We start from the raw sequence: 26,611 nt of genomic DNA, 5'->3' as shown, positions 1-26,611 counted from the left end.
TTAGTTCGACAGTCGTTTTTCAGTAGGGTGGACCGCTCCCGAAAAACGACTGTCGACCCGTCAGCACTTTCTCATTTTTGTTTATACCCGTGCTTTTACCGTGCTGCGTTCACGTAAAGCATCCGTCGGCCGGAATCGCTCGCCGTACTGGTCGGTCAGCCGATCCAATGTGTTGACGAAGGTGTCAATGCCAACGAAATCCACGAACGAGATCACTCCACCCGTATACGCCGGGAAGCCCCAGCCCAGTATGGAGCCCAGATCAGCGTCCAGTTTGGTCCGTACCACGTTTTCCTCAAAGCAGCGTACGGCTTCAATGGCCTGCCGGTAAAGCAAACGCGTTTTTACTTCATCGAGCGTGGGTTGCTGATCTGCTTGTGGGAACAGGTCCTGCAAACCCGGCCAGAGTTTTTTGGTGCGGTCATCGGCATACTCATAAAACCCGGCTTTGGTTTTCTTCCCAAATCGACCCAGTTCAACGAACTGCTTAGCCACTGCGTAACTGGTATCGTCTTCCTGGATGGCGCCATCGTTGATGCCCTGCCCCGCAATCTTATAAACCAGGTCGAGGGCTACTTCGTCCGTTACGGCGAGCGGGCCAACGGGCATCCCGGCGTCTTTCCCGGCGTTTTCGATCAGAATCGGGTTGACGCCCTCTTTCAGCAACTCCATCCCCTCCGAAGAATAGGTGCCGAAACAGCGCGAGGTGTAAAAACCACGGGCGTCGTTGACCACAATAGGTGTTTTGCGAATCTTTCGGGTGAAGTCGATGGCAACAGCCAGTGCATAATCCGACGTTTGTTTGCCCATGATAATCTCCACGAGCATCATCTTGTCGACGGGCGAGAAGAAGTGAATGCCAATGTAGTTTTCCGGTTTAGCTGAAGCTTGTGCCAAACCGCTGATGGGCAGGGTGGAGGTATTGGAACCAAATACACTCAGCCCGTTCTCCGCCAGCATGGGTTCGGCTTCTTTCGTGACCTGGGCTTTTAACGCCCGGTTTTCAAAAACGGCTTCAATGATCAGGTCGCAGCCCTGCAAGTCGTGCACATCGGCTGTTGGGTTGATCAGGTTCAGGATGCCGTCGACTTTGGCCGGATCGACTTTACCGCGCTCGACCCCCTTCTGGAGCAGATTTCGGGAGTAGTCCTTCCCTTTTTCAGCGGCTTCGATAGAAACGTCTTTCAATACAACCTCGATACCGGCCTGCGCTGATACATACGCAATACCCGCCCCCATCAGGCCCGCCCCCAGAATGCCGAGCTTTTTGACATCAGTTTTTGGGTAATCTTTCGGGCGGCTGGCGCCTTTGTTGGCTTCGTTCATGCCCAGAAACATGGTCTGGATAAGGTTCTTCGCTACTTTCGAGGTGGCTACTTTCACGAAGTGTCGTGCCTCGATCATCAGTGCCCGGTCGATGTTCACTTGTAAACCTTCGTATACGCACGCCATAATTTCGAGCGGGGCGGGGTAGTTGCCTTTGGTTTTATCCATGAGCATGGCCGTTCCAGCAGCAAACGTTTGCGCACCCACCGGACTCTGCACGTTGCCACCCGGTACCTTGAAATTGTCTTTGCCAACAATCTTCCCCGTTTTTCGGTCGATTTCGTCCCAGGGCTTCAGGAGAGGGCGCCCGGTAGACGTTCCGTTAGCTTCAATCCAGGCGCGGGCTTTGGCCATCATCTCGTCGGGGCTCTCGGCTATATCGTCGATCATACCCAGATTCTTTGCTTCCTGAACACCCACTTTTTTACCCTCTAGAATGAGGGACAACGCGGCCTGAATGCCAATCATGCGGGGTAGGCGCTGGGTACCACCGGCCCCCGGCAATAAACCAATCGTTACTTCAACCAGACCAATCTGAGTCTTTGGATTATTGAGGGCGATACGGTGATGACAGGCCAGGCAGATTTCGTAGCCACCCCCCAGCGCCGTGCCGTTAATGGCGGCAACGGTTGGCTTCCCCGACGTTTCGATACGGCGAAATACCCGGTTCAACTCCGATGATACTTTCAGCATCTCGGCGGGGGGCTTGTCGTTCGCGCGAAGGATCATTTTCAGGTCGGCACCGGCTACAAACTCAGGCCTGGCAGAGGTAATAATCAGGCCCTTAACCGACTCATCGGCAAAGGCACGCTGTAAAGCCGCTTCAAACGCCGGAATCGACTCGTCGTTGAGAACGTTCATGGGCGAAGAGGTCATTGCCCACGAAATAATGGCTATATCCTGGTCAACGGTGTAGGTGATCATGCTTGTTAGAATTATAGGTGTATTAAGTGTAGTACGTGTAGAGGTTTTCTTAACTTACTTCACTCAATTAACCCGCTCAAAAATGGTGGCAATCCCCATGCCGCCCCCGATGCAGAGGGTCGATAGGCCAAATTGCTTGCCCGAACGTTCCAGTTCATCGATCAATGTTGCCGAGATAATAGCGCCTGTAGCGCCCAGCGGATGGCCCAGCGCAATGGCTCCTCCATTTACGTTCAGTCGGCTATGGTCCACGCCAAATTCCTCCATGAAAAGCAGCGGCACGGCGGCAAAGGCTTCGTTAACCTCGAAGAGATCAATGTCGCTGATGGCCATGCCCGCCCGTTTGAGAACTTTGTGCGTAGCGGGAACCGGCCCCGTGAGCATGATGGTGGGTTCAGAACCTACAATGGCAAATGCTTTGATGCGGGCACGGGGTTTGAGCCCCGACTGCTCACCAAATGCCCGGCTACCAACCAGCACCCCGGCGGCACCGTCGACAATCTGTGAGGAGTTGCCCGCGTGGTGAACGTGGTTGATTTTGTCGTATTGTGCGTATTTGAGCAGGGCGAGGGCATCCAGCCCCATCTGGCCCATAGCCTCAAAAGCGGGCTTGAGTTTACCAAGGCTCTCAACCGTCGTGCCGGGGCGGACACCCTCGTCGCGGTCGAGCAGCGTCATACCGATCTCGTCTTTGAGGGGAACGAGTGTTTTGTGGAACCGGTTGCTGGCCTGCGCGTCCACCGCCCGGCGGTACGATTCAGCCGCAAACGTATCCACATCCAACCGGGAGTAGCCGTATTTGGTTGCGATCAGATCGGCTGAAATGCCCTGGGGAACGATGTTATGACGGGCTACAATTTGCGGGTTCATAAAGATGGCACCCCCGTCGGAGCCCATCGGCACCCGCGACATGGATTCGACCCCACCGGCTACAATGGCATCGACCTGCCCCGACATGACATAGGCAGCCGCCATGTTGATAGCCTCCAGGCCTGATGAGCAAAACCGGTTGAGTTGCACCCCGGCTACCGATTCATCATAGCCCGCTTCCAGGGCGGCCGTTCGGGCAATATCGGCCCCCTGTTCGCCAATGGGTGTTACACAGCCCATAATCACATCGTCGACAAGGGAGGTGTCGAGCTGGTTACGGTCGCGGAGTTCACGCAGGACGCTGGTGAGGAGTTGAACAGGCTGCACATCATGCAGCGAGCCGTCGCTTTTACCCCGGCCCCGGGGGGTGCGAACGGCATCATAAATGAAGGCTTCAGCCATACTACTGTCGAAAAATTAGTATGCGTGCATACGGTTTTCAGTCAAACAAAAGTACGGTAAAAGCTGAATGACACAAGGAAAATAGGGTTAAATTGATAATTTGATTGGTAAAAAGGACGTGAATAACGGACAGGTCAAAGACGAGCCACTACTATTCAAATAGGTAGCCATGAGTACAGCCGTTATTCACGTTAAAAAGTAGAAATTCCTGAATTCCGTCGGTGGAATGCTTACTTCTAGGACCGATCCCGTAGGAAATAGACCATCAGGCCTCCAACTACCACCAGCAAAACCAGCAGTATCAGGTACACATACGAGTACTGAGTGGGACTTAGATACATACTATACCTTAACTGATTAAAAGTCATGTTCACTCATCGCATGCAACTGATTGTAAAGCAGGCGGGCTCGCTCTCGGGCACGTTTAACGCGCATTTTAACGGCACTGAGGGTTAAATTTTGTTTTCGGGCAATACCCTCAAGTGTAGTACTATCGGCATATTTGATCTTCAACAACTCCCGCTCGGGAACCGATAATTGCTGCATTACCTGTTGCATCAGCAGGAAAGATGTTTCTTCGTTATCATAAGGTCTGTTTCCCTGTCTATACATCTCGTCTGCGTATCGCTGATAGAGTGTCTGTCGTTGCTGGTGTTCCCGAACCTGATCGATGCAGTAGTTGGCCGTTACCCGATTGAGCCAGGTGCCAAACTGGGCTGTTCCGCTATAGGTGTTAATTTTATGAGTGAGTCGGATAAAAATCTCCTGGGTGAAGTCGTCGGCTTCGTGATGATCCCGGCAAAAGTACAGGCAATGTTGATAAACCCGATAGCGATAGCGTGTGTAGAGTTGGGCGAAGGCATGCGTATCGTTATGGGTAAGGTATAAAGAAATTAAGTTCTGGTCGGACAATTGAGCCATAGAGACGGTGGTAATAAATAAGCAGAGAATACTTCCATGGTGAGCGGTAACGGTGAGACAGCCGCTGGTCGGTTAACTGACCTCCAAATGGGCTAGTGCCTGCTGGACCGTAGCCAACCGCCGTCGGGCAATTTTAAGCTGGGCCTTATCGGTCATGGTAATGAAGCTGGTCAGGTTGGCTTTGGGGGCAGGCTGGAAAGCCGCCATGTACGCCGGATTAATCAGCGTTGTTTTATGAACTCTGAGGAAATGCGGCCATTTGGTAGCGAACCATTTTAAGGTTCGGCAAGCCAGAATGACTTCATTGTTGGCCATGAAGACATAACAGTAATTGGTATTTCCTGTCAGGTAAAGGATTTGGCAAGGGTCGTATTGATAATGAGCGTGTTTGACGGTAAGTCGTTTCATAAACAAGTGCGGTAAATTTTTTGATGTGGATGGATAGTTTAGAAGTATACGGGTAGGCGAATGAGTTAGCTGAATGTGCCAAAGCCATCAACGGATGAACTGGTTTTGAGGGTGAGCGTTTTGATGTTACCCGGCACGTTGAGTTTGGGCGATCAATAGGCCCACTTGGGTTGGGGAGTCATGAGCGATAGTTGTTTTCCGGCGTTTATAACGTCTAAAAAAAGCATGCCTAGAGTATTGGCCAGCGGTAAGACCCATAGCAGCAGGCCAGATAAGCAACGATGGACAGCGGGTTTCAACTGGCCCGGATATAGATGGGGATGCATTGTGTAGCTGTTTAGTTTAGTTGATGAATTTCCAGTCACAAATCAATCAAATTCTCCTGTCCCAATCCTGCCAATCGTGTCCCCTGATCGGCAAACCATATCCCCAATCCTGCCAATCGTATCCCCAATCCTGCCAAACCGATTTTTTGTGGGTTTTGACTGTTATTTTAGCTACATGTTAGTGTCCATTCGCTCTATTTCAGTTGCTTTCTGCTGGGTGGATAGGAGCCACCAGAGCGCTTTACTACCTTTATCGTAACTTGATATGCGTTATCAGTGCTTTTGCAACGCTCTCCGCCGTTGTCTGCAAGCCAGTCTGCTACTTAGCTGGCTGGTAGTTGCTGGCTCTGGTGTTGCCGTTTACGGTCAGGCTCCCTTCCCCAGATCGCCGTTCCTGTTCAGCTCACGCCACCTCACCGTTGAACAGGGATTACCCAACCGGTACGTGTTTACCGTTGGACAGGACAAAAAGGGCTTTGTCTGGATTGGTACGCTCGACAATGCGTATCGCTTCGATGGGCAACAGTTTCATGCCCTCCCCACCAAGGCCAACACCCCTCAAAACAAGCGGTATGTGCCGATGGTAAACCACATCCTGACCGATCCGGTCGGTAATTTGTGGCTAACGGGCTACCTGAATACGGAATATGACAAACTACTGATTTTACCGCCTGGCAAAACCAATCCGCTGCCGGTGGAGGTTGCCTTTAAATCAGCCTCGCTATTCCGTACCGATCCCATTACGGCATTCGTCGAAAAAAACGGGCAGTCGTTTCAATACCTGCTCACCCTGGGTGGTCAACTCATTCATTGTACGAAAGAAGGCCGTTTTGTATCGATTGGGCGGTATGCTGAATCGGGCAAACCCGTCAAGTTGCTGGGGCAGCTCGAAACCCCGCAAGGCAACCTGCTGCTGTCGATGGAGACACCGCAAACTCCGCAACGCAGCCTGTTGCTCGAAGTCAATGCGGGGGGGCAAACCATCCGTCGGCGGGTGCTGCCCCATCGGCTCAGTCCCATCTGGTGCGAACCTGACGGGACTGTCTACTTGCAGGCCAGCCCGGTGCCCGCAGGTGCCCCCGCTCTGCCCCGCCTGTCGGCCCATCTACTCGATCAGTTTCTGTTTCGGCTGGCTCCCGATGGCACCCTCAGTCCATTCCCGATTTCGTTTGCAGCAAGCCCCTTTGCCGACAATGACCCGGCCTTGTTGACTGAAGCCCAGGTGCGGTACGACCCAATCCGAAAGCTATTCTGGATCAGCGGCAAACGAACCTGTTTTGCCTGGCACCCCACCCACGGTGTCGTCTTCGATCTGCGCAAAACCGACCTGTTCACCAACAGTATGCAGCTCTTCCGGCCTGCCTTTATCGACCGGACAGGGGCGGTCTGGTTTGGTACCGAGGATGGTGTCGTACTGCTCACAGTAGAAACCGACCGGTTTAAGCGGTATCTATACCAGGCTGACCCAAAATCGGATGCGGCCCGTTTTTCGATTCGGGGCATGGTGCCGCAGGGCAATCGGATGTGGGTCAACACCACCACCAGCCAATGGCTTCAGTTAGAAACGGGACGGAGCGAGCCGTTAGTACCTACCACCGACTCAATCCAACAGTATCTGAAGGGCCTTTACCCGGCCATAGGCACGAGCCGGGGCGACATCTGGGCGGCCGAAACCCAATTGATTCACCGCGACGGAGCCACCAGCCGGTTTCGTATTTACCCCTTCGCCCGTAACTGGACCGACAACTTTGGCAGCGCTCTCTGGCACGATGGAGGGCATCGGGTCTGGATCGGGCACGAGCATGGCCTTTCCGTATTCGATGAGCGCCAGAAACAGGTTCGGGCCTTTGATGGGTACAATGAGTTTGGCGAACTGGCCCAAAATCGTATTAATGGCTTTTTCCCCGATACCCAGGCAGCAGGAATTTGGGTGGCGGCTTCATCGGGACTGTACCTGCTCGACACCCTGCGGGGCATTACGGCCCGCTACAGCACTCACAACAACACGCTACCCTTCGACCATATCATGTTTGTGCATCCCGATCCTAACGAGAACGGGGTGTACTGGCTGGCTACGCGGGGGGGGGGGCTGGTTCGCTGGAACCGTGGCGAGCGGTCCGCCGGTGCGGGTGATGCGGCATACCGAGCGCACCGTACGGCTCAGTACCAGCAATTCAACCAGAAGGACGGCCTGTCGGACAATACACTGTATGCCATTTATGAAGACCGCGCGCAGCGGCTCTGGATACCCAGCAACTATGGCCTCATGGCCTTTCACCGCCAAACGCATCAGGTACGGATTTTTCATGTTCGAAATGGGATTGCCGACGAGGAGTTTAACCGAACCAGCTTTTGCCGCACCGCCGATGGGCGACTGTTTTTTGGTGGTCTGAATGGCATCACGGCCTTCTATCCCGATCTGATTCAGTTCGAGAAACCCGCTCAGGCGCCCATGCTGGTTACAGGGTACCACAAGTTAAACGTCAATACCGGTCAAACGGTTGACCACCTGGCGGACTATCAAAGACAGGGCGAGATTGAGCTTACCGCCAACGACCGACTAATTTCGCTGTCGTTTTCTGTGCTCGATTACCGATTTCTGAGCAAAACCCGGCTGTGGTATCGCATTGTTGGCTGGCAGGACAAATGGGATATACAACCCCAGATGGAACTACGCATGAACGGCTTGTCGGCTGGGAGTTATACGCTGGAGGTAAGGGCTCAGACCATAAATGGCGATTGGGCATCGCCGGTACTCAGTATTCCCATCCACATTGCGAAACCGTTTTACCTGCAAACCTGGTTCGTCTTGCTGCTGCTGTTGCTGGTGTTGAGTCTCTTTCTGGTCGAAATTAACCGCCGAAGCCAGCGATTTGTGTTTGAACGGGCCAACCTTGAGGAAGAAGTGGCCCGACGAACGGCCCAAATTGAGCGCGATAAGTCTATCATCGAACAGCAGGCCGCCGATTTGAGGGCCAATGCCACCCTCAAAACCCGGTTTTTTGCCAACGTATCGCACGAGTTCCGTACTCCGCTGACCCTGATTCTGGGGCCCATTCAGTATTTGGCCAAACGGATTACTGATGTCAGCACTCTTCAACTGCTACAGGCTATGGAGCGCAATACCCAGCAGATGCTGGGACTGGTAACGGATCTGCTTAACCTGACCCGGTTAGACAGTGGGCAGTTTGGCCTCAACGAGCAACCCACCGAACTGACCCAAACGATCCGGCAACTGGTGGATACGTTCAGACCACAAGCCCAGTTTAACGGGGTTTACCTTCGGGTGTCGGGTCTCGATACTCCTCTGACGCTCCCGCTCGATACGGATAAATTCGAGACTGTTTTACGCAATATCATCGCTAATGCGATACACTATACGTCGTCCGGCGACAGCATTATGGTTCGTTTAACCAGCACGAATGAGCACGCCCTGATCGACGTTATCGATACGGGCATGGGTATTCATGCCGACGACCTGCCTCATATTTTTGAGCGGTACTTTCAATCCAACCAACCCGATAAACCTCTGCGTGGAGGAACGGGAATCGGGCTGGCCCTTTGTCAGGAATATTGTGCGCTCTGGGGCGGCACCATCACAGTTAGCAGTGAGATTGGCAACGGCTGTACCTTCAGGATCGCCTATCCGATTCGGCCATTCGAACAGATCCCTGCTCAGCCCTTGCCCACCACAGCGACCGTCCTGCTGCCGGGGGGCTCCCCCACGCTCGGCCCTAATTTTGGTTGTGATAACCTGTTGTTTATCAGCCCGCCCGTTATCGCTGACGAAATTCCGGGCGTCAGTCAGCCCGCGATTTTGCTGATCGACGACAATCCCGATATTATTCTCTACATACAAACGCTGTTGCGACCGTATTACCGGGTCAGCACGGCACAAAACGGTCGGGAGGCCCTTAATTTGTTAACCTTGTGTCCTCAGCATCAGCTACCCCAGTTGATCATATCCGACATTATGATGCCCGAAGTGGATGGGTTGGCCCTCGTCAGTGAACTCCGGTCGAGTATGCTGCTCCGCTCAATTCCGGTCATTCTGCTTACGGCGCGGGCCGATCTGGAGGTTCGATTACAGGCTCTTCAGCTGGGCGTAGCCGACTACCTGACTAAGCCCTTCAGTGAATCAGAACTGCTGACCCGTGTGCAAAATCTTTTGGATCGTTTCGACGAACAACGCGTCTGGCAGCAGGCCGAGGGGGCCGGAGAAGTGATCGCGCTGGCAACGATGAATGATGCTGACTGGCTTCAGTTTGTTCAGTTTATTATTCGTAAGAATTTAATCAATAGTCAGTTAAGTATTAAATCGTTGTCCGAAATTGCCAACGTGAGTGAACGCCAATTGTACCGGCGCACTAAAACCCTGACGGGTTTGTCGCCCAATCAGCTTATTCAGGAAATCAGGCTACAGGTCGCGCATGAACTGTTCGAGCTTCATCCCGACGCTATGATTAAAACGATTGCTCTACAGGTAGGTTATCAAAAAGCTTCGTATTTCTCCCGGCTCTACCGCGACCGGTTTGGCCATGAACCCGGCAAGCGATATGAACGGGAAGCTGCCCTGTAGGCGGCTATCCTGGTGGAGTCAACTCGTTGACCTAACGACAGCCAGAGCTTACAGAACGGGGCCTGGCGCGGTGGCAATTAAATGCGAGTCGCCAAAGTTCACCGTCTGCGGGTAAAATCGCTGCTCTAAACCGCTTTTTGGTCTCGTTGTTTCTAAAATAATATGAGAAAACTAGTGGTTGCCCTGATGTGTATTGGGATGGTCTGTACCCAACTTTTCGCCCAAAATGGGGGTAAAGGGGCGTTTCCGGATGGTAGTCCGATTGGTAACTGGTTTACGACGATTCGTAAAGTGAGTCTTGCCGAACTTGGGAAACCCTACGTGATTACGGACTTCGGTGCACTGGCAGACAGCACCCTGGTGCAGACCGGTGCGATTCAGAAAGCTATTGATGCGGCCGCTCAGCAGGGTGGGGGCGTTGTGGTGATTCCGAAAGGTACATTCATGAGCGGGGCTTTATTTTTTAAGCCCAAAACCCATCTGTATGTAGCGCCGGGGGCCGTATTGAAAGGCTCCAACAATATTGCTGACTACCCAAAACTACCGTCGCGGATGGAAGGCCAGAGTCTGGATTACTTTGCGGCTCTGGTTAATGCCTATCAGGTAGACGGCTTCACGATTTCGGGAAAAGGGACCATCGATGGCAATGGCCTGCGTTTTTGGGAAGCTTTCTGGGCACGACGGAAGGAAAATCCTAACTGTACCAATCTGGAGGTTTCCCGTCCCCGGCTGGTATTTATCTGGAAATCCAATAACGTACAGGTGCAGGATGTAAGGCTGCATAATGCGGGTTTCTGGACAAGTCACTATTATCAGTGCCGGAACGTGAAAGTGCTGGATGCACACATCTATTCTCCGTATAAACCCATAAAAGCCCCCAGTACGGATGCCATTGACCTGGATGCCTGCGTCAACGTGCTGATCAAAGGATGTTATATGTCGGTCAATGATGACGCCATTGCCCTCAAAGGCGGCAAAGGCCCCTGGGCCGACCGGGTGCCGAGCAACGGAGCCAATACCAATATCCTTATTGAAGACTGCGAATTCGGTTTTTGTCATTCGGCGCTTACCTGCGGCAGCGAAGCGATTCACAACCGGAATATTATCATGCGCAACTGCCATGTCAGCGAGGCCGATCGGGTGTTATGGCTTAAGATGCGACCTGATACGCCACAGCTTTACGAGTACATCGCTCTTGAAAACATAAAGGGTCAGGCGCATAGTCTGTTATACGTAAAGCCCTGGACGCAGTTTTTCGATCTTCAGGGGCGTCCAGACGTACCGATCTCCTACTCCGATCATATACACCTGAAAAATATCGAGCTGAGCTGCGATACGTTCTTCGACGTTGCTATATCCGAACATGACCGGCTATCTAATTTTAAGTTCGAAAATATTATCGTCGACAGTAAAAACGCGGCTATTAACAAAAAAGTCGTGAACGGGATAACGCTCAAAAACGTGAAGATCAATCAAACCATCGTGGAGTAGCTGACGGTCGATACAACAATTTGGTAAAATAGCTTCTTAAGCAAAAGTGCCCTCTGAATCATTCAGAGGGCACTTTTGGTTGGGAGAGATTAGCTTTATAAGGCCTATTTATCCAGCACTACCGTTTCACCAATCAGGTAAGCACCCGACTCGGTCGCCAGATTGTAGACGGCCTTCACCGACCGGGTGGCCGATTCTGTCCGAATGACTTTATAGCCAACAACGCTGTTGGTTGTTGCTTCATAGCGGTACAGCACCTCACCTGCTTTTACGTCGCCCAATGCCTTGCGGCCGCTGGCGGTCAGGACGGGGTGGTTGGCCGTTGCTTCCAATAAGGTAGGGGCCACAAGGGTACTACGCGTACCGGCGGTTAGTTCGTCTGCTGAAGCCAGCCACACGCCAGCCAGGTTGAAATCGGCGTTTTTGTGAACGGTCATGTTCGTTACGCGGGTTGGCACCAGGGTTTTCGTTTTGGCATCGTAACCCAGCACAACGTCGCCCGTTTGTACGGCGCTGATGGCTTTAGATGAGCCGTCGGCCAGTGTAACCGGCGCATCGGCAGCAAAGCAGAAGTTATACTCTTCTTTTTTCTTGCCACCTTCTTCTGTTTTGCCCGCGCCACCCGACAGCAGATTCGCCATCTCGCGGGAGAGCACGAACGTCAGCGTCGACATCAGGCCGGGTTCTTTTTCACCAACATATTTCAGATCGTCGATGTAGGCGTCCCACGCTTTACGGTCGCCCGTAGCACCGGGAATGACGAAAGGTTTTAGTTCGTTGGTTTTGGTATTCTGATAGATGGCCAGCAGACCGAGTTCTTTTGTTTCTTCTACTGTAAACACCTTGTACAGGTATATTTTGCGCGTAATGCCATCGCTATAGGTGAACACGTAGGCCGGCCGTTCTTCGTAGCGATCCAGAATAAAACCACCCGATTTGAAATAGGTGTCCTTATCGAGGTTAGCCACTTTAATGGCCTTGATGGCCTTCAGTTGCTCAACGGTCATGCTGGCGCTGGCTGTAGCCGTTTGTGCCGACACGCGCTGGCTAAGTAACTGTGTTGCTACCGCGCAACACAGGAAGATCATAATAGAGAGCAGGTTGTTTTTCATGATTGTCGTCTGGGCCAAGCTCCAGCTTGACCCGTCACAAATTTTTACGGCCAAGCTGGAGCTTGGCCCGGACCATTATTTTTTTGTGTACTCTCCCACGCGGGCATGAAGTGTTTCGACGGTTCGGCGGGCCGACGTGAAGGCACCGGCCATCCAGGCGGTCAGGTAAGTTGTGTGTTCACCAGCCAGGTAGATGTTACCATCCGGTTCAAGCAGCGAGTGGTAATATTTTTTGCGGGTTGCTTCGTCGTACGTCGCCCAGCCGCCCCCGCTGTAGGGTATTCGGTGCCAGGCCAGAGAAAACGAATTGTCGAACTCCGAATGGTACTGCGGGTGAATTTTGCCACCCTGCGCCAGCGCAATTTTTTCGCGTTCGGCAACGGGCAACGCGCCAATGGCTTCGGCCCGGCTATAAAAATTGTAATAGCCGATCAGTACACCTTTCTTCCCCTGCAAACCAAACGAAGGGTACCAGATCTGGTTGATGTCCATGTTGGTACGCGAGATGCCGCCGTAAATACCATCATCTTCTTCCCAGAAACGTCGTTTAAATTGAAGCCCGATTTTGCCGGTTTTCATGTAGGGAATGAAATCGGCAGCCCGCTTTACCGTTCCGGACAGGTCGGATTCAAGGTTTTTAAGCATGGGCAGTGGTAGCGTACAGACGCAGAACTCACCCGTTAGCTCAACGGGTTTACCGTCTTTTTCATACACGACCCGAACGCCGTTCTCCGTTTTTCGCAGTTCTTTAACGGGGGCGTTGAACAGAATTTTTCCCGCCAGTTTTTTCTCAAAGGCTCTTGGGATCGTATCCATGCCACCCACGGGCTGCAACAGCGTAGACTGCTGTTCGTAGGCGTAGTCGCCCACGTTATAGAAAACCGGTTGCATGAAACCCGACCGTAAGAGCTCGGTAAGGCCGTAGGGGTCGGTTTGTGTACCGGGAGCATGTCCGGCTCCGGGATGGCTTTTGTCTTTATAGCCCCGGCGGTTAGTGCCTTTGTACAGATGGGCCGTGTTCAGGTCGCCTTCATTCTTGAGAAAGTCGATCAGCTTTTCGACGTCTTCTTTCGTCAACTGCTGGTCGAGCGACGACTGGTCGAGGGCTTTGGCGAGTAATTCGGACGTGTAGCCGCGCATGTCGTGGTGGTAATCGCTGATGCGCATGCGCCGGTTGGCCAGTTCCCCTTTTCCACCGTCGTTATAGAGGTATGCCGATTCGTTGGAGCCGTTAAAAATCTCAAGCGGTACGCCCAGTTCGCGGCAGTAATGCAGGGTGATCTGATGATGGTGCGGGATACGGGCGGCTCCACCATTGAAATAAAGACCATTCTCGAAGGAGCAGGTTTGGGCTGTTCCTCCACTCAATTCGGTTTCTTTAGTACCGCCCCGCACTGTCCAGACACGCCCACCCGAGCGGGCACGGGCTTCCAGAACCGTACAGTCGTAACCTAATTTGCCAAGTTCGTAAGCTGTTGTCAGTCCGGCCAGACCGGCTCCTAACACAATAACTTTCCGACCTTTGCCGTCACTTTTTTTGCCATTGGCGGGTAAGTCGAATGCCGATACGGGTGCGGGCTGTATCATGCCCCACGCCAGCAAGCTGGCATAACTGGCACTAGTTGAGTTAATAAAGTCTCTTCTTGTCATAACTTAAGTTAGTAAGTCAGTAAGTTGGTAAGTCGGCAAGTGGCTGGCGCGAGAGCCATACATGCGTCAGCCACTTGCCGACTTACCAACTTACTGACTTAATTATCCGACTACCTTCTTAAATCCGTCAATGAACATGGCCATTTCGTCCATGGTACCCACGCTGACGCGGCAATAGGGCTGTCCGTTGAAGTCGCGGGTTTGAATACCAATGCCCTGGGCAAACATCTGGTTGCTGAAGGCACCCGTTTTCATACGGATGGGAAAGAGAATGAAATTGGTATAGGACGGGATCACTTCGTAACCCATGTTCGTCAGGGCTTTGGTCGTGTAGTCACGGGCTTTGGCGTTTTCCGTGCGGCAGTGATCCTGCCAGGCAACATCCTTGTAGCTGGCAATACCGGCCATCAGGGTGGTGATACTAACATTTCCTTCCGCGCCGATGTACTGGTGCAGCGTTTTCAGCATTTCGGGCTGGGCCATGGCGTAGCCTAAACGCAAACCGGCAAAACCATGAATTTTGGAGAACGTACGCGCCTGGATAATGTTCAGCCCTTCGGCCACCAGTTTGCCGAGCATCGGCCGATCGGCAGGGGATAAAAAGTCAATGTAGGCTTCGTCGAGGAAGACGGGCACTTTGGGAGCCACTTCGCGGCAGAATGCTTCGAGTTCAGCAGGCGACAGAATCGTACCCGTTGGGTTATTGGGGTTCACGATGTACACCAGCTTCACATCGGGTGTGAGGGCAGCTTTCAGCGCAGGCAGATCGAATTTGAAATCTTTCGTTAACGGAATCGGCTTGATTGTCGCACCGAATTTGGTCGTTTTGTCCAACAAGTCATCATACGTGGGGCGGCAGGTAAGGATCGTGCCTCCTCCTTTGGCGAAATGTTCGGCAGCCGCCAGCAGAATGTCTGACGATCCGGGTGACATTAAGATATGCTGAGGTTTTACGCCTTCATTATCGCTGATCAACTTCTTCAGGGGGCCGAACTCTGTCCAGGCGTAGCGATTACCAATTTCAGCCGCTTTCATAATGGCATCTTTCGCACTTTGAGCGATACCCAGCGGATTTTCATTGGCGAGCAGCCGTACCTTTAGTTTCGACATTTTCTCGAACGGGTCGTCCATGAAGGCAAACTCATTCGCAAACCCGGAAACCAATGGGGCGTTGGGCGTGCTGGCGGCAGCAGGAGTGAACCGGCTCAATCCGAGACCAGCAGTGAGAAGGCCGCTGGCGCGAAGCCAGTCCCGGCGAGATAGTTGTGATGGCATGTGTGTAAATATTTTGTACTTATCAGGGATAAAATAAAAGTAAAACTTAATCTAACTCTTTAGTAGATAGGGTTTTGTGAAAGTACGAATTAATGTCAACAAAAAAGGAGTTTCCCTGAAGAAAACCCCTTAAAATATTTTGGCCTTTATGTATTGTTCAAAATTAATATGATAGCTTTTTGGTATTTGCCAAATAAAAAATGCCGCGTTGCTTGTCCTGAATATATACGTAACAACTTAGGCAACGGTAGATGAAGGTTGTCAGGCGCTGGGTCATCTCACAACAAAAAAGCCGATGCATGTGCATCGGCTTTTTTGTTGTGAGATGACCCAGGCCGTCAGCTGCATCAGCAGGAGTTTACTTTCGGTAAACGTATTGAAGTTTGCCGGGCGCTGTTCCCGTGCTGCTGACGGGGAATGTAATGTTCTGAGCCGCCGATGCTATTTCTTCAACCCCTTTGGTCAATGTATAGGTGTAGGTGTCTTTAGTACCATCGTCATAATTGAGCGTTAGCTGGGAGTTTGTATAGTCCCAGGTGCCAGTACCATCGTTTACCAGGCCACCCGATTTGTAATTATCCGTAAAAGATTTATCGGAACGAATATCGATGCGAGAGGTATACGACCCGAAGTCATAGTTATAGAGGTCGATCCCTAATGCGTTTAAGTTTTGATAAGGAGAAACAAATCCACTTAGCAACCCTCTATTCAATTCCCAACGGCCAACTACCGGAGATACAGGTTCGGGATCGTTACTCTTGTTGCAGGAAGATAAGCCGGTAAGAGCAACAACCAGGCATAACACATATACATAATGCTTCATAAACAATTGATTTTCAGTAAAGTCAAAACGAAACAGGGACAAGTGATGGTAAGCTACAAAAAATAATAATAGAGCACTACCCTCAATACGCTAAAAGCACACTTTTTGATGCAACGAACACTTACATTGTTTTGGGCTTTAGGTACTTATCGAACCACTGTAAATACCGGTCAATGCGGTCTTTCTGATAACTGGGCACCGAAATGCCGTGAAACTGACCCGGATAAATAATTAACTGTGTCGGTATGCCCAGCGACCGAAGAGCCTGAAACATCTGCTCACTACCCGCCGTGGGTACGTTGAAATCTTTCTCGCCCGCCATGAACAGCGTCGGGGTTTTGATCCGGTCGGCTTTTAGGAATGGGTACGATAACTTCAACCATTTGTCAGTATTCTTCCAGGGGGCACCCAGCTCTGTTTCGTACTGATTTGTGTACTGGTCAATACCGTACATGGATAGTTGCAGCGAGCTACCCGCTCCGCTGGCTGCGGCTTTGAACCGCGTATCGGTGGCAATGGTGTAATTGGTTAGAATACCGCCGTAGCTCCAGCCGCCAATGCCTAACCGGTCAGGGTCGGCAATGCCTTTCTCCACGACGTAATCAGTAGCCCCCAGAATATCCAGCACTTCTTTGTTGCCCCAGTCGGCGTAAATGGCTTTGGTATAGTCGAGGCCCCGGCCATTGCTGCCCCGGTAGTTGACTGCCACCACCGCATAGCCCCCTGCCGTCAGCAGCTGCCGGGTGATATCGAACGAATACTCGTCCTGCGCTACGGGACCACCGTGGATGAAGAAGATTGTGGGTAATTTCTTGCCGGCCGGTGCATTGGCGGGTTTGAACAACAGGTTCGACACCTGAGCACCATCTTTGCTCTTCGAACTGAACCCTTCTACCGTTGCCAGTTCAAGCGGGGCCAGAAAAGCATCGTGCGTATGCGTAAGCCGACGCGTTGTGCCGTTCTCAATGGCGTATAGCTCACCGGGCAGTTGCGGTTCGCTCATTAGCGTCACCCAACTGCCGCTGGCTACGGGCTCCAGATCGCCAAAGGCCCGGTTGCCACTTACTACTTTCGTTAGTTTACCATCCAGCGTATACTGACCTACATAGGTTTGCCGGTCGTCCTGCACCAGCACGCCAATGCTCTGCCCGTCTTTGGCCCAGCGTGGGTTACGAACGGGCCGGTCCAGCGCTTTTGAGAGGAGCACAGGCTCGCCACCGTCGCGGCTGATAACGGCCAGTACGGGCTGGTCGTACATCAGGAAGTTGCCCGATGCCGTCGATCGGGTATAGGCAATGCGCTTGCCGTCGGGGCTCCATTCAGGGTTGTTGTCAGAGCCGGGCCAGGTGGTCAATTGCTTCAACTTCGCTCCCTTTTTGGCATCGATGACGTAAATATCGGTGTTCTGATTTCGGTCAGGGTCTTCGGTTCGGTTGCTGACAAACGCCAGTTGTGTTCCATCCGGCGACCAAACCGGCGAGGCTTCATCGTAGTCGCCCGTTGTGAGCGTATCCAGTTTCTTCGTCGCTATATCGAAGACGTAGAGGTGTACGGCGCCTTTTTCAATATAGCCTTTCACATCGGCTTTGAAGTGGTAGCGATCCAGTACGTACGGCTTGCGGACTTTGGTCTTGGCCGAATCAGCATAGTCGGGGTCACGGAGCAGCATGGCGATCTTTTTACCATCCGGCGACCAGACGTACTCCTCCAGATCAGTTTTCAGGTCGGTGAGTTTTTTGGCTTCGCCACCCCGGCGGTCCATTAGCCAGATCTGCCCTTTGGTAGCGCCCTGCCGCGATGAAATGAACGACAGGTATTTGCCATCAGGGCTAAAGCGGGCTCTCGATTCGGGCTCGACGCTGTTGGTCAACTGAATGGACTCTTTGCCATCGTAACTTACCATCCATACATCGGAGCTGCGTTTGTCTTTAGTTGTGTCGACCGTCGATAAGCCATACGCAATCCATTTGCCATCGGGTGATACCTGCGGATCGCTCAGCGTTTGCAGGCGATAAATATCGGTTGAGTTGATCGGCCGCTTTTTCACGGGCGTCTGGGCCACACTCACGAGCGATGAGAGGGCTAAAAGCGAAAAGAGGATCGAGCGGTTCATATTGATGACTGATTGAAAATATTCGTTATTGAAGAATGATACTTTTTCGTACCGTTGGAATAGTTGAGAATGTGCTTGGGAAAGGATTGAAACTTTCTGCAACAAGGATTGAAACTTTCTGCAAGAAGACATATAGTTAATTATTTGATAATGAGTAGATTTCTTCTTGCAAGGCTGTTGGTAAATTACTCCAAAATAAGAGGCATTGCAAGAAGGAGCTAAACTGTGGTTTGTGTGACTCTGCTATAAAATACCTTTCTATTAGCTCCTCGTCTTGTTTCGGCAATCAGCTTTTTTTCTCGCATATCGCTGAATAGCCTGGAAACGTAATGATCCTGATTATCTGGTAAGAGTAAGACCTCTCTCGCTTTTTCATTATCAATTTCATCAAATTCGTCGAGGTAGCGTAAAATCGTTTCAATCTGTTTGTGCCGTTCTTGTCGTTTAGATAGTAAATAGTCTTTCTGTTCAGCCGAGTCGACTAAGCGCTTTTTGTGAATAATGTATTTTACGCCAGATGTCTTACCCGTTGTTTCAATAAACTCCAACTCTTCTAACTCCTGTAATGTCTTCCTCAGCAGATAAGGGTTAACGTATTTATTCTCAGCCAGTTCTTTGTAGCTAAGTTTTCGTTTTAGGTGGATCGCACTGAGCACCAGCAGCTTCTCTAGATCAATGTCATGTTTGGTTAATTCTTTGTATCGGTAGCTTAGTTCAATCAGCTTTTCTGAATAAACGTTAGCATCTATCCGAAATAATAATGAATGATCGCTTTCTAATGGTACTGGCAAACTTTTACCCTTGCTCAATAAAGCAGTAAATATTTTATCGAATCCACTACCCGCCTTCTCTGCGTATTTTACCTCCCGAAATACGTCCATAACATTCGGGTTACGTGGATTGGTTTTACGTAGGTAATTCTCTGTTGTAACGCCCTGAGGAAAAAGGCCTGGGCTTTCAAACTCAATGTAATTGGTATATTTCCTGATTTCTATAACGGCCTGGCGTGAATAGTCGCGATGAGCAATAGCATTGATCAATAGTTCACGTAGTACGACTTCAGGGTAATCTTCAACGTACTCACGGAATAAGCCGAATTGAAATTCCCGTAAATTAATTTCCGATTTCAGTTGATGAAAACACTCATCAGCAATTGTAATAAGATCGCCCCGGTATTCATAGGGAGTATAACTACCGTCAGGTTTGTAGCGGATGTATTTAATTTCGCTATAGGGAATTTGTCTCAGTACCTTTTGATTGCCGATGAAAAGTAATCCAGTTGTCGTAGGCCAGTACGTATCATCTTCCTCTTCAACAAATCCTAACGTTTCGCCAAATTCCGGTAATGACTTTTTTAAGTAGGGACTTTGGGGCTTAATGGCCTGGATTTTGGAGAATAAGGCTCTTGTTCGTTCAATATCTTGCCAGCCTGGAATTGGATATCCAGTTGCATCTGTTCCAATCGACCCATAATTAAGACGCCATACTTTTTGGTCATAAACGATTTGACCTTTTTCAGACATGAGTGTGGCCATGTCGGTTGGTGAAATCGGGCGGTTTCCATCAAAATTACGGACTAAATACTCACCCTTAGTCGTTGAGTGTACATAATCAGTGAACGGAATTTCAATAACTAACAACGTAGTACTTTGAACAATCAATTGATGAGTAGCTACTGTGATGGATGGCTCAGTACGTTCCTGAATGTTTTTGATTAAACTAATCTCCTGTTGAGTATCAATGGTGAAGTCAGTGTTTAGCTCTTTGTTTTTGTCGCCTATTCCCACTACAATAAATCCACCTTTCTTATTGGCGAAGGCTACTACATCACGAGCCATTTCCTCATAGTTAGGGCTGAATGAGCGTTGCGATTTCCCAAAAAGCATTTTGTCATCTAACTGCTCTTTGAAGTCTAAAAAGTCACACTCACCAGTTTCGAGCAAATTGTAGAACCATTGTACACTAAGCTTGGTGAGTTTTTTCATAATAAAGGCATTAAGAAGCTGTAAGCAGGATTTAGAGCGTAAATAGCGGTATATCGTTTTTTAGTAAGAGTGCCTTTCAGGCTGTTTTTGAAAAATTTCAGTAGAGCTTCCAACGTACTGTTACCCTGCCAGTTCGTTCAACGCTCTCACAAAGGTATCGAGTTCGGCGGTGGTGGTGTATACGTGGGGCGTTACGCGTACGCCCTGCACGGGGGGCGAGTCGATGGCGACGGTGAAAATTTTGTATTTATCGAGGAGCACTTTCGCCAGTTCGGCGGGCGTTCTCCCGGCTACACCTACGTTGGCGATAGCGCAGGAGCGGGCGGGGTCTTCGGGCGTGTTTAGTGTGATTTTGGGATTACGCCGTACCTGATCCGTCCAGTAGCGCTGCAGGTAGCGAAGCCGTGCTTCCTTGCGTTCGATGCCAATGCTTTCGTGGAATTTGATGGCATCCTGAATCGCCAGGTCTGTAGCCACCGGGTGCGTGCCGGTATGGTTGAGTTTACGGATGTCGTTGTCGGGTACGCTGCTGTCGGCAAACATGGGCCAGATTCCGGCGATCTTATCTTTTCGAACATACAACATGCCCGCGCCCAGGGGCGTGCCCAGCCATTTATGCAGACTGCTGGCATAATAATCGCAGCCACCGAGATCGGCCAGCTTAAAGTTCAACTGAGCAAACGCGTGGGCCCCATCCACCAACACCTCAACGCCGTGTTGGTGGGCCATTTCGGTAATCTGACGGATTGGCAAAATCTGACCTGTGATGTTGACCATATGGCACACCATCAGCAACCGGGTTTTGGGTGTAATGGCTTTCTCGTACAAACTAACGATCTCCGCATCCGATTTGGGATGATTGGGTAGCGAAAGAACCTTGTTGACAAGGCCATGCCGTCGGGCCTGAAGCTTGAACATATCCTGCATGGCACCATAATCCTGCTGCGCCATAATGGCTTCATCGCCCGCTTTCCAGGTCAATCCGCCAATAACCGTATCCAGCGATTCGGTGGTGTTTCGGGTAATGATCAGCTCGTCGGGAGAGCAGCCCAGCAGCCGGGCCAGTTGCGTTTGCGACTCGCGTTTGTCGTCGAACTGGCGCGTTCGCATGTAATAGGACGACACCGAATTGATGCGCTGAATGTGCTTCAGGTAACTGTCCATTACAGGTTGTGCCGCCAGCGAATAATACCCGTTTTCGAGCTGAATGAATTCTTTCGTAACGGGATAGGCCGCCCGGATGGCCACCCAGAAGTCTTCGGCTTGCGCCAGTGTGGCCGAAGGGACATGCGCCACCTTCGCCAGCGTTTCATCCAGACCTGCCCAGGTCGATAGGGCGGCTGTTCCGGCGAGGGATTTCAGGAATTGACGTTTGGAGAGCGTGGGCATGGCTGATACGGACTGGGATGGACATTGGTTGGGCCAAGCTCCGGCCTGGCCGTGTAAATTCGAAACGGGCCAGGCTGGAGCCTGACCCAGACATTTCTTACCGCAAATTCGGAACCGGCAACACCGGTAAACTCTCGTTGCCGTCTTCGCTCACGGCCTGAACGGCGAAATAATAGTTGTCCTTCGAAAAGGGCAAGGTCATACCGAGTTTAGTGGTGAAGAATTTCTTCTGCCAGAATGGCCAGTAGGTTTCCCGCATGAGCACATAATAGCCTTTTACCTTACCCGCCGTTGGGGCTTGCCAGTACAGCACCGTCGCGTTGGTGAGGTTCCGAACGTCGACAGTTACCTTTTGCGGTACTGCCGGGGCTTTGGCCAGGTTGGCAAGTGTAGCCAGGTTGATCGCGGTGTTTTTGCGGAGGTATTCGAAATCCATGAACTTTGGATAGTCACCAAACTCGATTCCATTTTCGGTACGCAGGTCCTGGTGCTGGTGTTCGTAGTTTTCGTTCATCTCGGTCAGGCGAACGGCGGCAAAACCGCGCTGTACGTAAGGCGTATGATCGCCCCCGCGCAGGTACCGGTCGTTGCGGTACACCATGACGACTTCGAGGTTTTCGACGTAGCGCTCACCCACTTCTTTCAGGTAACGGGCCAGGGTGCGGGCTTTGCCGTCATTCTCGTTGCCGAACTGACGGATTTGCCCAATACGGCCAGTGGTATCTTTGAGCAGATTGCCCGGTAGTCCTTCGCTGAATACCCGGATGCGGGTGTTATCGATGATACGGGTGTCGCTGCTGTTGTTGCTGCCCATAATGTCGTTGTTGAGCACCGCTTCGAGGTTCCACTTTTCTTTGATGGCCCGTTCCGACAGGTGCTCAGCGCCTAATAAGCCCTGCTCTTCGCCCGTCAGCGTCACGAAAATCACTGTGGCGGGAAAGGACGATTTGCTCATGACCCGGCATAGTTCAATAACGGCAGCTGTTCCCGACCCATCGTCGTTGGCGCCCGGGGCGTCCGATTCGCGGTTCATCACGTTCGTTACGCGGCTATCCATGTGGCCCTGTACAATGAAAACGCGGGTGTCGGTGGGATCGGTGCCTTTCAGCGTGGCCATCACGTTGCCCATGTTGGCGGGCTTGTCTACCCGCCGGCCGTCGGGCTGGAGTGTCCAGGTGTCGAGCATGGCGGTCATACGCCCGCCCGACTGTTTGGCGTACTGGTTGAATTTGCCCAGAATCCACTGTCGGGCGGCACCCAGGCCTTTTTTAGCGACGGGGGCGTTGGCATCGGTTGGTACGCTCAGCGTGTGGCGGGTGCCGAAGCTGACCAGACCATTGATGTGCGCCCGCAGGCTATCGGCCGAAATCTGGCTGACGAGATCCGCGATCTGGGGGTCGCGGTTAACAATTGTTTGGGCGTTGAGTAAGGGAGAGAAAAGAATAAAAGCAATAAAAAGGAAACGGGAGGGTTTTGTTTGCATGAGTTTGCTGATTGAATCAGCGAAGCTACTAAAAAAGCGCAAACCCGCCTAGTTTGCGCTTTTTAGAATCGCAAAGCCAATGAATATTTTGCCGTTAAGTAGACAGGCCAAATAAGTTCCTATCGGTGAGGTTAGTGTATAACGGGCAAACAGCTTTTGACCGAAATAAGCCCATAGGCCCGTTTGTTTCGGATGGTGTAGTTGGCTACCCGTTTTCCCGCCTTGTCCCACACGCGCTGGGGGCCATCCTGTTCACCTAACTTATACATACTTTCTTCCCGTTTTGTCCCGTCTGGAAAAAACACGAGTTGTGGGCCATCATATTGGTCATGTCGGTAGTGGAACACGTAGCGAAGGTGCCCGTTGGGCCACCATTGTGTAAACAATCCTTCCTTTCGGCCATCGACAAACCGTCGCTCCAGCAGCTTCTCGCCTGTATTATACCAGCCTTTCGCCAGTCCGTTCTCTCGGCCATCCAGAATGGGCAACCGGTAGACGATCAGCCCATCTTTTTCCTTCTCGACCATATAGCCCGAAAATACCGCTCCTTTGTAAGACCAGCCGCTATCGGTTTTCTGCAGTAATGGGTCATAATTGACTACCTCCACAGGCGGTGGGGTTCGGGAGCTGTTCAGGAAGAGAAACAAACACGCACAAAACGATAACACAAGACCAGCGAGTAACCCTTTTTTCATATGACGAGCTTTATACTTAAAAGAATTTAATTTAACCATAGAGTCACAAAGAGCACAGAGTTCACATAAACGTAATTCAGCCAGGTAAACTCTTTGTTCTCTGCGTCTTTGTGTTCAATAATTCCCCCCTAAATACTTACTGAACAACCAGGAACTGACCCATCATGCCGCCGTCTTCGTGGTTCGAGAAATGGCAGTGATACATGAAGGCGTTGGTGCTGCTGGCGAAATCGTCAAATTTGGCAATAACCGAAACGCTTTCGCCGACGGGTACAAAAACGGTGTCTTTCCAGCCCGATTCGTGCGTACCCACGGCCCCCGAACTTCTCGAAATGATCTTGAACTGAATGTCGTGGATGTGAAAGGAATGCCCGAAAATGTTGTTGTTAGTAATCGTCCACTTCTCGATGGCATTGAGCTTGACCGTCTGGTTGATCTTTGTTTCGCCGTAGAGGTTGTTGTCGAACGAAAAGGCGGTGGCACCCTGCCCGCCGGTGATCGTGATGGTCCGGCTGTTGGTCACATCGGCCGCTGTCCAGTAGGTGTTGGTGGTCAGTTTAGCCGGTAGGGCCGTAATACCGGCTGGTGTGGCTGCCTTCATATTGATATGCAGCACCGGAAAGTTCTTGTTATTCAGCAGACTCCCGAAATCACCGCCTGTGTTCGGCTCACCCCCCGGAAAGCCAAAGGCTTGCCCTGAGTTGTACGCCATCAGGTCCAGACTTGAACCGACGGCATCGCTGCCGAGGTTGACCAGGATCTCAACGCGCTCGCCCACCATCATTTTCACCCGCGTGACGGGAACCGGCGTATCCAACAGGCCACCGTCATTGGTGATGATATAAAACGTTCGGTTGTCGCTGAAGCCCAGGTTATACCCCCGCTCGATTTCGGCGTTAAGGATGCGCAGGCGCACAAATTGTTTGGGCAGACTAACCTGCGCGTTCGACGTGCCGTTGGTCAGTTGATAATCGCCGTAAGCACGGTTGGAGAGGTCGAAGGCGTTGGTAGAGGTGTAACTCCGGCTGGTCAGGATGAGCGGAATATCGTCTTCGCCATAGGTACGGGGCAGGGCCAGCGCCGATTCAATGGGGTCTTTGATAATGATCAGGCCACCGGCGCCATAAGTCAGTTGCTCCTTTGTTTTTTCGTGCAGATGCGGGTGATACCAGTAGGTGCCGGCATTGTTTTTTACCTCGAACGAAGGGGACCAGGTCGTGCTGGCTTCGATCATCTGGTGCGGACCGCCGTCCATAACCGCCGGAATATGGAAGCCATGCCAGTGGGTGGTCGTCGCTTCCGACAAGTTGTTGGTCACGTTCAGTTTTACCAGGTCGCCCTTGTTCATGATCAGGGTAGGGCCCCAAAACGACGTGTTGTTGTAACTGTACGTATTGGTTACCGAACCCGTCCGCAGTTGTTTTGTGGATTTGGCAAGCGTCAGATTGAAGGTCGTGCCGCTGAGGGTGGGCGGAATCCACAGGTCATTATATACCGACGTACCGGTTGAGGTTGTCGTGCTGGTTGTGCCTGTGGTCGATGGTGTTACGCTGGTATCACTCTGTTTACTACAACTGATGACGAACAGAAAGCCCAGAAACACAGTGAGAGCGAGTATTTTTTGCATGAGATGGCGGTAAAATGAACGGTTAGCCAAAGCGGAAGGCTACCAATATTCAGATTAGACGACACCCGGTGCGTATTCCTATGGGTGAGGGTCGAATTTTTGGGAGGTATTAACCCGCCCCAACCCACATCATTTTATTAAAACCCATACGATACCCCAACCCCCGCAGCCAGCGAGCCCGTTAGGGGTACGGGAGCCAGCGACATGCCTATTCGGGGCTGACGCAGCAGTTCATTGTAACGTGTAACGGCTTTGTTGATCTGGCCATTACCAATAATGGAAAGCGTTAAAGAGGCCGCAATGGAACCACCATACACCGTCCAGTAGGTACCCCCCGTGCGGTTGCTGCTCAATAAAATGTAGGCGAGTGGCAACAGGGCCGTCAGTCGGCTCAGCGTCGTTACGGTGCGGAATACCCGGAAGCGATGCGACACGTCGGGGTCGTTGAGTTCATAAAATGGAATCTCCAATGAGTAGGGCGACGAGAGTCGTTTACCGCCGTAAAAGTAAATGCTCCCCAGCGACGACGATCCATAAGCCCGCTCTATGGGTAGCAGGTGCGCAGGCACGGGCATCGTTCGGTAATGTGAGGTGTCATCATCACGCCGTCGCTGAGCCTCAGCCAGGGTGGTAATAAAAAAGAGTGTAGTGAGCAGTAAAACAGTTCGCATATGGATAGAACGGGAAAAGAGGCAATTCGGCATCGGTACCACGCAAAAATAACGACGCTCCCATAGAAAGCGTCATTCTATGCGTTGAGTTTCGGGGTTCGACTGGCGTTGGGGTCGATGCAGGCTGCCTGTTGGGGGCGGCCTCTTCAAGCCTTTACGCGTTTAAAGGTCAGGCAATTCGTTGCCCGTTAGGGGTTGCGCGTTCGGTTTGGAGCAGGGTGACGGTACCATCCTCCGCCACCGCCCCAAGCACCAGGCATTCACTCATGAACGTGGCAATTTGTTTGGGTGGGAAATTCACAACAGCCACTACCTGCTTGCCAATCAGATCGTCGGGTTGATACAGTCTGGTGAGCTGGGCCGAGCTGCGTTTGATGCCGAGTTCACCAAAGTCGATGGTTAGTTTATAGGCTGGTTTGCGGGCCTTCGGGAAATCGTCGACGGCGATAATGGTGCCCGTCCGGATGTCTACTTTCTCGAAGTCAGTCCAACTGAGGGAATGAGGAGTCATTGGCTGGAGGTTGTTGATCAAACAATGTCT

Annotated in this window: 18 protein-coding genes; 2 read left to right on the top strand and 16 right to left on the bottom strand. The window is 51.6% G+C overall.

Annotated features, from left to right (window positions below):
• Nucleotides 1-81 precede the first annotated feature (81 nt).
• From ACYVK4_RS03490 to ACYVK4_RS03475, 4 genes are all read right to left on the bottom strand, one after another.
• Nucleotides 82-2,250, bottom strand: coding sequence for a 3-hydroxyacyl-CoA dehydrogenase NAD-binding domain-containing protein (locus tag ACYVK4_RS03490; RefSeq protein ID WP_461126096.1), 2,169 nt, complete (start codon nucleotides 2,248-2,250; stop codon nucleotides 82-84).
• Between the two features lie 63 nt (nucleotides 2,251-2,313).
• Nucleotides 2,314-3,522, bottom strand: a complete 1,209-nt coding sequence (locus ACYVK4_RS03485; protein WP_461126095.1) for an acetyl-CoA C-acetyltransferase — start codon at nucleotides 3,520-3,522, stop codon at nucleotides 2,314-2,316.
• 357 nt (nucleotides 3,523-3,879) lie between these two features.
• Complete coding sequence (locus ACYVK4_RS03480) at nucleotides 3,880-4,443, bottom strand: RNA polymerase sigma factor (RefSeq protein WP_461126094.1); 564 nt, start codon at nucleotides 4,441-4,443, stop codon at nucleotides 3,880-3,882.
• A 72-nt stretch (nucleotides 4,444-4,515) separates the two neighbouring features.
• Nucleotides 4,516-4,851, bottom strand: coding sequence for a LytTR family DNA-binding domain-containing protein (locus tag ACYVK4_RS03475; RefSeq protein WP_461126093.1), 336 nt, complete (start codon nucleotides 4,849-4,851; stop codon nucleotides 4,516-4,518).
• 591 nt (nucleotides 4,852-5,442) lie between these two features.
• Here ACYVK4_RS03475 and ACYVK4_RS03470 point away from each other — a divergent pair.
• Nucleotides 5,443-9,756 (top strand): response regulator, encoded by a 4,314-nt coding sequence (locus ACYVK4_RS03470; RefSeq protein ID WP_461126092.1) that lies wholly within the window; start codon nucleotides 5,443-5,445, stop codon nucleotides 9,754-9,756.
• Between the two features lie 162 nt (nucleotides 9,757-9,918).
• On the top strand, nucleotides 9,919-11,247 hold the full coding sequence (locus ACYVK4_RS03465) for a rhamnogalacturonidase (RefSeq protein ID WP_461126091.1): 1,329 nt from the start codon (nucleotides 9,919-9,921) through the stop codon (nucleotides 11,245-11,247).
• Nucleotides 11,248-11,351: 104 nt separating this feature from the next.
• Here ACYVK4_RS03465 and ACYVK4_RS03460 read toward each other — a convergent pair whose 3' ends face one another.
• The 12 genes from ACYVK4_RS03460 to ACYVK4_RS03405 form a co-directional block, all read right to left on the bottom strand.
• Nucleotides 11,352-12,359: a hypothetical protein gene (locus ACYVK4_RS03460; protein WP_461126090.1), complete on the bottom strand. Its 1,008-nt coding sequence runs from the start codon at nucleotides 12,357-12,359 to the stop codon at nucleotides 11,352-11,354.
• Nucleotides 12,360-12,434: 75 nt separating this feature from the next.
• Nucleotides 12,435-14,009 carry a flavin monoamine oxidase family protein gene (locus tag ACYVK4_RS03455; protein ID WP_461126089.1) on the bottom strand — a complete coding sequence of 525 codons (1,575 nt, stop codon included), beginning with the start codon at nucleotides 14,007-14,009 and terminating at the stop codon, nucleotides 12,435-12,437.
• A 102-nt stretch (nucleotides 14,010-14,111) separates the two neighbouring features.
• Complete coding sequence (locus ACYVK4_RS03450) at nucleotides 14,112-15,284, bottom strand: pyridoxal phosphate-dependent aminotransferase (protein WP_461126088.1); 1,173 nt, start codon at nucleotides 15,282-15,284, stop codon at nucleotides 14,112-14,114.
• Between the two features lie 358 nt (nucleotides 15,285-15,642).
• Entirely contained in the window at nucleotides 15,643-16,107 is a 465-nt protein-coding gene (locus tag ACYVK4_RS03445; protein WP_461126087.1) for a lipocalin-like domain-containing protein, read from the bottom strand.
• A gap of 121 nt (nucleotides 16,108-16,228) precedes the next feature.
• Nucleotides 16,229-18,220 (bottom strand): S9 family peptidase, encoded by a 1,992-nt coding sequence (locus ACYVK4_RS03440; protein ID WP_461126086.1) that lies wholly within the window; start codon nucleotides 18,218-18,220, stop codon nucleotides 16,229-16,231.
• Between the two features lie 218 nt (nucleotides 18,221-18,438).
• On the bottom strand, nucleotides 18,439-20,205 hold the full coding sequence (locus ACYVK4_RS03435; protein WP_461126085.1) for an RNA-binding domain-containing protein: 1,767 nt from the start codon (nucleotides 20,203-20,205) through the stop codon (nucleotides 18,439-18,441).
• 120 nt (nucleotides 20,206-20,325) lie between these two features.
• Nucleotides 20,326-21,594, bottom strand: a complete 1,269-nt coding sequence (locus tag ACYVK4_RS03430; protein WP_461126084.1) for an aminotransferase class V-fold PLP-dependent enzyme — start codon at nucleotides 21,592-21,594, stop codon at nucleotides 20,326-20,328.
• Nucleotides 21,595-21,691: 97 nt separating this feature from the next.
• Nucleotides 21,692-23,077 (bottom strand): M20/M25/M40 family metallo-hydrolase, encoded by a 1,386-nt coding sequence (locus ACYVK4_RS03425; RefSeq protein ID WP_461126083.1) that lies wholly within the window; start codon nucleotides 23,075-23,077, stop codon nucleotides 21,692-21,694.
• 131 nt (nucleotides 23,078-23,208) lie between these two features.
• Nucleotides 23,209-23,772 carry a toxin-antitoxin system YwqK family antitoxin gene (locus ACYVK4_RS03420; RefSeq protein WP_461126082.1) on the bottom strand — a complete coding sequence of 188 codons (564 nt, stop codon included), beginning with the start codon at nucleotides 23,770-23,772 and terminating at the stop codon, nucleotides 23,209-23,211.
• A 136-nt stretch (nucleotides 23,773-23,908) separates the two neighbouring features.
• On the bottom strand, nucleotides 23,909-25,399 hold the full coding sequence (locus tag ACYVK4_RS03415; RefSeq protein WP_461126081.1) for a multicopper oxidase family protein: 1,491 nt from the start codon (nucleotides 25,397-25,399) through the stop codon (nucleotides 23,909-23,911).
• A 137-nt stretch (nucleotides 25,400-25,536) separates the two neighbouring features.
• Complete coding sequence (locus ACYVK4_RS03410) at nucleotides 25,537-26,070, bottom strand: hypothetical protein (protein WP_461126080.1); 534 nt, start codon at nucleotides 26,068-26,070, stop codon at nucleotides 25,537-25,539.
• A 169-nt stretch (nucleotides 26,071-26,239) separates the two neighbouring features.
• Nucleotides 26,240-26,581 (bottom strand): tRNA-binding protein, encoded by a 342-nt coding sequence (locus ACYVK4_RS03405; protein ID WP_461126079.1) that lies wholly within the window; start codon nucleotides 26,579-26,581, stop codon nucleotides 26,240-26,242.
• Nucleotides 26,582-26,611 lie beyond the last annotated feature (30 nt).

The organism is Spirosoma aerophilum, from assembly GCF_054782495.1.
Note: the sequence above shows the minus strand (reverse complement) of the source record. Positions and strands in the feature narration are given on the sequence as shown.